A 9,451-nucleotide genomic window follows, 5' to 3' on the forward strand; every position below is an offset into this window, starting at 1 on the left:
AACTTATGAAAATTTGCTTAAAAAATTTGAAAAATATGGGATTAAAAAGCTTAATCTAAACATTGAAAATCGTGATAAATTTATTCTTAGTTGATTTGATAAATTTGGTTCAGAGTATGGAAAGTATTGCGTCAAACTTTTTGGTGAAGACGGCAAAAATTATTATGATAATGCGAATAATTGGACAAATAAAATCGAATTAATTTATTTGTTGCAAATTTTATTTGGTCCTAAATATTGACTTGAAGATCTAGATTTTTATCCCCATAAACCTGATTTTTATATTCTGCCAAGCTGAGCAAAATTAAAACTTGAAAATTTCGAAATTTTTTACTTTGGTGGACAAGAATATGGACTTTTTGATGAAATAATTTCCCAATTTAACTCAAAAAAGCCAGTTTTTTGATTTCAACCATTTTACTACTCCGCCTATGGAGCTGGAGAAGCACGGATTTTGCCAATCGCATTAAAAAATTTCATTTTGCTGAATGTCGATGGTCAAAAAATTTATTACTGATTTGGACATTCAAATTTATATGATGATATTTATCAAGGTAAATACGAAATTTTAAAATATTATTTCAAACAAAAATTAGTCAAACTTGAACAAGATATTTTTTTGCGTGATGGCAAGGATCCGGCATTCTTTGTCTCATGACCACCAAGGCAAAATAATTTAATTAAAAATGTGATTGGATCATCTATGGAAGAATTAATTTTATATCGGGATGCCTTGAATAAATTTCTAAAAGAAACAGACCATGAATTTGAATATTTTAGACGCTTTCTAGAAAATACTAATTTATATAGCCAGGGAGAAAAAGAATTAATTTTACAACCACACCTTCTCTTTTCTTGAGATTCTGATGATTGGTCTGAATATTATGATGAAATTGCAAGAGTAGATTTTCGCGGTCATAAGAGCAAAAAATTTCTTGAGATAGATGGAGAATCGTAAATCTTTTTGATAATTAATAAATATAATTAATAAATATAATGATAAAAGATTTAACTTTATTTTTAAAATTTTTAACCTGTTTTTACATTCTTATTTATTTAAAAATAGCAATTTTGTTAGTTGAATTTATGTTTATTTACAAAAATGTGCCTCCCGAGTTTCCCGGTTTGATGAGATAATTTTAAACAGTCACCTTTTGGTCACTTTTTTAACTTTTTGGCAAAAGTTAATTACCTATTTTAAAACACTGGCAAAAATCAATTTATGGATAAAACAACAAAAATCATAAAAAAATACAACTGCTATTTAAACTCAATGTAAATAGAAAACTCGTTTTTACTTACATTGAGCCTAAAAAAATATATGAAGTTTTGAAAGAACAATGATTAAAAGCCTTAAATTTGAAGATTTCTAAACGGTTAAATTTAAGGCATACCATCATACTTAAAAATATAATGGAAAATTCGCATTTTCTGATTTTTTTATTGCAAAAACATAACTAATTCCCCCTTAATTCAATATCAAATTTATTAATTATTCTTAGTGAGACTTATTATAACATAATTTTTTCTTAGACCAAACATTTTTTTTGCAAAAGATTAATTTCAAAATAATAAAAATTAAGATTTTAAGCCATTAAGCCAAAAAAACGGATTTACAGGTATTTTTGCGTATTTGTATTCACTAAAAAGTGAATTTTTGCCATCAAACTGTCAAGCTCAGGACCTAAGAATTCTTAAAAAATTAGCAACTTGATTTTTTTATTAAACTTGTGATTTGCTCTTGACAAATTTAGAAGGTTTTCTTATTTTTTTACTAATAAGGTCAGATTTTGTTTGCGTAGTTTTTTAAAAACTTTTCATCTTCTGCTTTGATTTTTTCTATTAAATTGTCAATTAAAGTTGTTTTTTCTTCAGATATGTAAAACATAATTATTTATTTTATATTAGAAATTTTTTTAAAAAAAGGGAAAATTTTTAGGAAAATTTAACTTATTTTCCTTTATAATTTAAATTTATAAGAATAAATTTTTATCCAAAGGGGGAAATTGAGATGACTGAAAAACTAGTAAAAAAATTTTCTCCCATTAGTTTTAGCGACTCTCTTATTTTTACTAGTCTTGAAGAAACAATAGAAGCTCATCCTGTTGTTATTTTTTATGACTCAAATACTGATTTATATTACTATGTTAAAGCTCGTTCAAAACATAAAAAAAACGGTGAAATTAGAAAAAAGTTAAAAAGTGAAATTGAGATACCCAAAGCAAACAAACCAAAAACATTATTTAGAAAAGACTCATATCTTGACTGTTCCCAAATTTTTTATATAGACAAAGATGATTTGGATGAGTTTTTAAAGAAAAATCAAACTAAAATTTGGGATACTCAAGAATTAGATTATTATTATGTAAACAAAATTTTTAATACTATCAATTCTTTTCTAAATCAAAAGCCACCGTTTATAGTCTTTACACATGTAAATTATGATGTAAATATTCAAAAAGCCATCCCAAAAGTATTATATGCTAGCGACTGACATCTTAAAAAAGACTACAATAATTCTTCAAAATCACTAGAAATAAAACTAAAAATGGACGTCTTGCAAAAAGAAAGAGATCCTCAAAATCTTAATCTTTTAAGAAATAATTTATCGCTTGCTAAGAAAGAATACGAAGAAGAAAAAATTTATTCGCCTTTATTAAAATGAATTAAAAGAAATAAATTCATTCAAAAAGGGCTTAATTCAATGGAAATTATTAAACAATATAATTCATTAGAACAGCCAATAATTCCGATTAATATTGATGCAAAAATAATTACTAAATCAATAAATGATTATGATGAATTAATAGAAGAGTTACAAAAAAACGACTTTGAATTTATGAAAAATTGGCTTGAAGAAAATAATTTAAGTCTTGATCTAGACAGTTTTAAAATATTCAAATTAATAATGCAAAAAGAAAATAATCAAAGCGATATTTTTGATTTTAATCACTTAGAACATGAATTTAGTGGTTTTCTAGAACAAGAAGAAAAATATAAAAAAAATGGCCCAAAAATGAAAATGTAAAATGGAGAAAAAATATAGAACTTGGACACTTAATCGGGTCGATTTTTCACTAGTTTTTTGATCAGTCAAGTAGTTTATCTGTTCCAAAGTCAGAGACAATTCAAAACATTAGTTCAAATAATACTAAAGAAAATGTCGAGCAAAAAAGCGGAAAAGTTGAGGTAACCCAAGGATAATATAAATTATGGCTGAATTTAACGAAAAAACAAGAGTTCAAATACCTGCATTAGTGCATTTGTTAAGACTTGGATATAAATATCTTGGAAGAAATTCTGATAGTAAAAAATCATTTGAATATGATGCTACTACCAATATTGCTGTTGATATTTTTAAAGAAAAATTTTTTCAATTAAATCCGACTTTTAATGGTGATTTTAACGAGGTCTTACACCAAATAAGACACGACCTAAACAATGATGATTTAGGAATGAGTTTTTATAACCGTTTAATCTCATATAATCAAAAATTAATAGATTTTGATAATAAGGAAAACAACTCCTTTCATTTCACAGGAGAATTTTCTTACCGTAACGAAGGTGAAGAACTAAGACCTGATATAACCTTATTTATTAATGGTTTACCCTTAGTTTTTATCGAGGTTAAAACACCTAATAATCCTGGAGGTGTCGTTGCTGAAGCCCAGAGGATGAATAAAAAAAGATTACCAAATGCCAAATTTAGAAGATATATAAACATTAGCCAATTAATGATTTTTTCAAATAATATGGAATATGATAATCTTGATGGTATTGCACCAGTTGAGGGCGCGTTTTACAGCACAGCGGCAAAGGAAAAAGCGTTTTTCAATTGCTTTAGAGAAGATTCAGACAAGTTTATCAATGACTATCCTTATGGAACTATAGATGAACGTATAGAAAAACAAATCATTAGTGATTTTAATGCCCATTCATTACTTGGGGCTCCGGAATACCAAATAAATTCAGATTTTAATACCCCCACAAATAGAATTATCACATCTTTATGTTCTCCAGAAAGATTGCTTTTTATCATTAAATACGGTATTGCCTATTTAAACTATAATAAAGAAGTAGATGGCAATATCGAGCAATTTAGTCTAAAACACATAATGCGATATCAACAATTGCTAGCTACATTAGCGGTTGGCGATACCCTTAATAAAGGTAAAAAGTCAGGAATTATTTGACACACTCAAGGGAGTGGAAAAACTGCATTGTCATATTATTTAATAAAATATTTGACCGACTATTTTTCTTGGCAAAACAAAGTTGCTAAATTTTACTTTATTGTCGACAGATTGGATTTACTAGAACAAGCTAAACAAGAATTTGAATATCGTGGTTTGTCAGTTAAAACACATCCCAATAAAGAAGAATTAATGGCACAATTCCAAACAAGTCATGCTACCGAAGGCAATGATGGAAAAATGGAAATAACCGTAGTTAATATCCAACGATTTGATGAAAAAGATAAGATCAATATTCCTGATTACTCAGTAAATTTACAAAGAATTTTTATAATAGATGAAGCCCACAGAAGTTATAAAAAGGGCGGTAGTTTTTTAGCAAATTTATTTAATGCTGATACTGACTCAATAAAAATTGCGCTAACTGGCACACCGCTTTTAAAAAAAGATAAAGAATCATGGTCTATATTTGGCAATTATATTCATACATATTATTATGATAAATCTATAAAAGATGGTTATACACTAAAAATTATCAGAGAAGACGTTGAAACTTCATGTAAATTTAAACTAGAAAAAATATATGATAGTCTACAACTACAAGAATTAGCGCAAAAAAAAGATGTAAAAAAGTCTTATATTATTGAGCATGATTCATATGTTGAGGAACTTACAAAATTCATAATCAGAGATTTTAAACAATTTCGAATTTCTCGCGGGAGCAATTCATTAGGGGGCATGGTTATTTGTGAAACAAGCAACCAAGCGGAAAAAATATATGAATTTTTCAACAAGATCCAAAGCAATGCAGACGATAATGAATTTGGAAAAACCAAGTTAAAAGCAGCTCTAATTTTACATGACATTGATGATAAGGCCACCAGAATGGAGTATATCAATGACTTTAAAAAAGGGAAAAATATTGATATTTTAATTGTTTTTAACATGCTTTTAACTGGCTTTGATGCACCTAGACTAAAAAAATTATATTTTGGTCGAAAATTAACTGACCATACATTGCTACAAGCTATAACTCGCGTTAATAGACCATATGAACAAAACACATACGGTTATATTATTGATTTTGCTGATATTAAGAAAAATTTTGATGATACAAACAAGGCATACCTTGATGAATTACAAAAAATAAGTGATGTAGAATCATATGATCTGTTAAATAGCATTTTTGAAGATAAAGACAAATTAATTGAAAATGTAAAAAATGCATCGAACAAATTATTTAAATACACAATTAACAATCTGGAAATTTTTGATTCAGAAATATCTGAAATTAACGATAAAAAACATTTAATCGACTTAAGAAATGTATTATTTAGTGCAAGAGATTCATTTAATTTGGTTAGAACTTGAGGCGATGAAGTTTTGAAGGAAAAATTTAATGAAATCAAAATTGGAAATCTACCAATTTTGATTAATCTACTTACAAAGAGAATAAATACAGTAAACCTAAAACTTGCATTAAAAAATAATGAATCATTTCAATCATCTATAAACGAAATTATGAATAATATTGAATTCATATTTAAAAAAACTTCAGTTAAAGATGAATTAAAAATTGTTTCTACAGATACAAATGTATTAAAGGAAAAATTGGTTCAACTATTAAGAGAAGTGGAAGCAAATATCGATAAAAAAGATCCAGAGTACTCATCTTTAGTTTCAATAATAAGAGCGAAACTTGCTGAAAGAGGTTACAATATTGTTAATAATATTGATAATATGGATGAATTCAATGAATATTCCACATTTTTGGATGAAAAATTATCTAATATAAAAAAAATTAACAAAGATAATAACAATTTACTAACCAAGTATGACAATGACCAAAGATTTGTTCGTATACATAAACGGATTTTGGAGTTCAACAAAAAACACTCTGATGAAAAATACGAATTAATTCTTTCAAACAATGAAATAATGAATGTGTTAAAAATGATAAAAAACAACATAGATAATGAAATTTATAATAGGAATTCTATTTTAAAAAATCAAGGTTACTTTAAAAAAACAATTAGTAGCACAATATATAGGATTTTTGATGAAGAAAATGAATATACTGAATTCATTATTAATAATATTCAAGAGGAATACACTAGTTAAATCAAACAATAATTTACAGAATAAGGAAATAATACATGAACTTAAAAGAAAAGACAATTAGTTTAATTGATGCATTAAAAGCAACTTGTCAGCATTATGGAATTGGAAATGATGGTAACGAGTATAAGGTAATCACCCAGGTTTTTCTTTATAAATTCATAAATGATAAGTTTGGATATGAAATTAAAAAAGTTAGTCCTGAATTAAAAGTCGCAGACAAATGAGATGAATCTTATGCTAATATGAGCGAAAAAACAAGAAAATCATTACTTAATAGACTTAATGCGGATGTTCCGCTTCTTGATCCCCAGCATTTAATTTCCATCCTTTGAAATCAGCAAAAAAAGGAGAATTTTGCGCAAATTTTCGATTCAACAATGGAAGAAATAGCTGCTAAAAATGAAGCAATTTTTGCAACAGAAACTGTTAATAAAACAAGAATCCCTATTTTTGAAAAACTTACAGTTTATGTTACTGACGATATCAAAAGGTCAGATTTTGCCAGTGCATTAGTTGATAAATTGGTTAATTTTTCTTTTGAAGAAGCTTTTGGTGAACGCTATGATTTTTTTGCAGATATGTTTGAATATCTTCTAAAGGACTACAACACAAATGGAGGTGGAAAATACGCAGAGTATTACACCCCTCAATCAATTGCAAAAATAATGGCAAAATTACTTATTGGTGAACAAAAAGAGTTTAATAGCATTGAAATTTATGACCCTTCTGCTGGGACAGGTACGCTTGTAATGGCATTATCACACAGCATAGGTATTGATAGATGCACTATTTACACTCAAGATATTTCACAAAAAAGTAATAAGATGCTCAAATTTAATTTGATTTTAAATGGATTAGTTTCTTCATTACAAAACGCTATTCAAGGAGATACTTTGACCTCTCCATATCACAGAAGCGATGACAACAAATCATTAAGACAGTTTGATTTTGTTGTTTCTAACCCACCTTTTAAATTAGATTTTTCAGAAACTAGAGAAAAATTATCTACTATGCCTGAGCGTTTTTGAGGTGGCGTGCCTAAAGTTCCGCAAAAGAAAAAAGATAGTATGGCAATTTATACTTTATTTATTCAACATGTTATTAATTCATTAAAGAATGAAACAGGTAAAGGTGCAATTGTTATTCCAACGGGATTTATCACATCTAAATCGGGTGTTGAAAGTAAAATTTTAAAAAGAATTGTTGATGAGAAAATAGTTTATGGTTGTGTGAGTATGCCATCTAATGTCTTTGCAAATACAGGCACTAATGTTACAGTACTATTCTTTGATAATGCTAGAAGTCACGATAAAGTAATTTTGATTGATGCCTCAAAACTGGGCGAAGATTATAAAGATGGAAAAAACAAAAAAAGAAGATTAACTGAAAAAGATATTGAGTTAATAATAAACACATTTAACAAGAAAGAATCAATTGACGACTTTTCAATAGCAGTTTCATATGATGATATAAAAGAAAAAAACTACTCACTGTCAGCCGGTCAGTATTTTGATATTAAAATCGATTATGTTGAAATAACCCAAGAAGAATTTGAAGCCAAAATGAATAAATATCAAAGCGAACTTCAAAAATATTTTGAAGAGGGAGATAAGCTTCAAAAAGAAATAATGGAACAACTGCAAAATTTAAAATTATCTAAAAATAATATTTCATAACATTTTTATTTGTGCCTAGACAAATGAATATGATGCACTAAATGATAAATTGAAGTTGATATTGATTGCAACAACGGGCAAAACTAATGTGCTTATTTAATATTCTAAGTTAAAGATGATACCAAGCCAAGACACAGACATTGAATTGTGATGTTATAAAGTTATAATAAATAAAAACCTTGTATTAAAGTACTAAAAACTACGTTTTAACAAAGGAAAATAAGGCTAATATGTACATTAAATATTAGACATAACAATGATTTTAAGGTGGTGGAATGAAAAAATTAATGAATTATGCAATTTATTCAAATGAAAAATTAAGTATTGATGGTCTTGATGTTTTTTATGTTGGTGTTGAAAACATTTTGCCAAATAAAAAGGGTATTAAACCTTCCTCGTTTGTGCCAAAAACCGGGAAATATACTAAATTTGAGAAATATGATATTTTGCTAGGTAATATTGGTCCTTATTTAAAGAAGATTTGACTAGCAGATAAAAGCGGGTTAGCAAGTCCTGACGTTTTGGTTATAAAACCATTAGAATCTAGATTTGGGAAATATATTTATGCGAACCTTTTAAATGATAGTTTTTTTCAATATGCAATGCTTGGGGTAAAAGGTTCAATATTGCCTCGTTGTGATAAAAATCATATTATGAACTATTCAATACCTGATGTTAAAAATAAGGAAAAGATAGGTGATTTTATCTACTTCATTAATAAAAAAATTGAACTAAATAATAAAATAAACGATAATTTAGAGAAGCAAGCCAAACTACTTTATGATTATTGGTTTACTCAATTTGACTTTCCTGATGAAAATGGAAATCCACACAAATCATCGGGTGGAGAAATGGTATTTAATGAAGAATTAAAGAGATATATCCCTAATGGTTGAAGTGCTAAAAAAATGTCTGACATTATATTGAAAAAATCTAATCCATTTAACTTTAAAAGTATTGAGCCTACAATAGATTTAAGTGTTATGCCTCAAAATTCTATATCTTTAACAACTGCTAATACAAGTAGCAATTTTTCAACTAATTTATTTACAATGATTGAAGGAGATATTCTTTTTGGGTCGATTAGACCTTATCTTCGTAAAGCAGGTATAGCACCTTTCAATGGAGTGGTTGCAGGAACAATACATTCATTTATACCCAAATTTCAATATGATTATAATTTCGCACTTATAACCATATCTAGTGATTCATTTTTCAAGTATGCTATTAGTCAATCTCAAGGAACAAAAATGCCTATTGTTAGTTCGCAATCCATACTATCGTACAAATTTCCATACAATAAAGAAATTTCAAAGAAATTCAACATTTTAAATATAAAAAATATAATTGCGAAAAACTCACAGCAAATAATCTACTTAACATCCCTTCGCGATTATTTACTACCGCTTCTTTTAAATGGTCAAATCACTATTGAAGACTAGACAAATAAATTATCGTTTA

General features: G+C 27.3%; 4 protein-coding genes and 1 pseudogene. All 5 read left to right on the forward strand.

From position 1 onward, the window contains the following. Positions 1-958 (forward strand): annotated as a pseudogene (locus R7X45_RS03690) (hypothetical protein); the annotation flags it as partial. A gap of 1,053 nt (positions 959-2,011) precedes the next feature. Further along, the gene (locus tag R7X45_RS03695) at positions 2,012-3,028 is read left to right on the forward strand and encodes an Mbov_0400 family ICE element protein (RefSeq protein ID WP_318055952.1); all 1,017 of its coding nucleotides are present in this window, start codon (positions 2,012-2,014) and stop codon (positions 3,026-3,028) included. A gap of 184 nt (positions 3,029-3,212) precedes the next feature. Continuing rightward, on the forward strand, positions 3,213-6,314 hold the full coding sequence (locus tag R7X45_RS03700) for a type I restriction endonuclease (protein ID WP_318055953.1): 3,102 nt from the start codon (positions 3,213-3,215) through the stop codon (positions 6,312-6,314). 35 nt (positions 6,315-6,349) lie between these two features. Then, positions 6,350-7,990: a class I SAM-dependent DNA methyltransferase gene (locus tag R7X45_RS03705; RefSeq protein ID WP_318055954.1), complete on the forward strand. Its 1,641-nt coding sequence runs from the start codon at positions 6,350-6,352 to the stop codon at positions 7,988-7,990. A 275-nt stretch (positions 7,991-8,265) separates the two neighbouring features. Continuing rightward, on the forward strand, positions 8,266-9,432 hold the full coding sequence (locus tag R7X45_RS03710; RefSeq protein WP_318055955.1) for a hypothetical protein: 1,167 nt from the start codon (positions 8,266-8,268) through the stop codon (positions 9,430-9,432). Positions 9,433-9,451 lie beyond the last annotated feature (19 nt).

This window comes from Mesomycoplasma ovipneumoniae (genome assembly GCF_033343935.1).
Lineage (GTDB): Bacteria > Bacillota_I > Bacilli_A > Mycoplasmatales > Metamycoplasmataceae > Mesomycoplasma > Mesomycoplasma ovipneumoniae_G.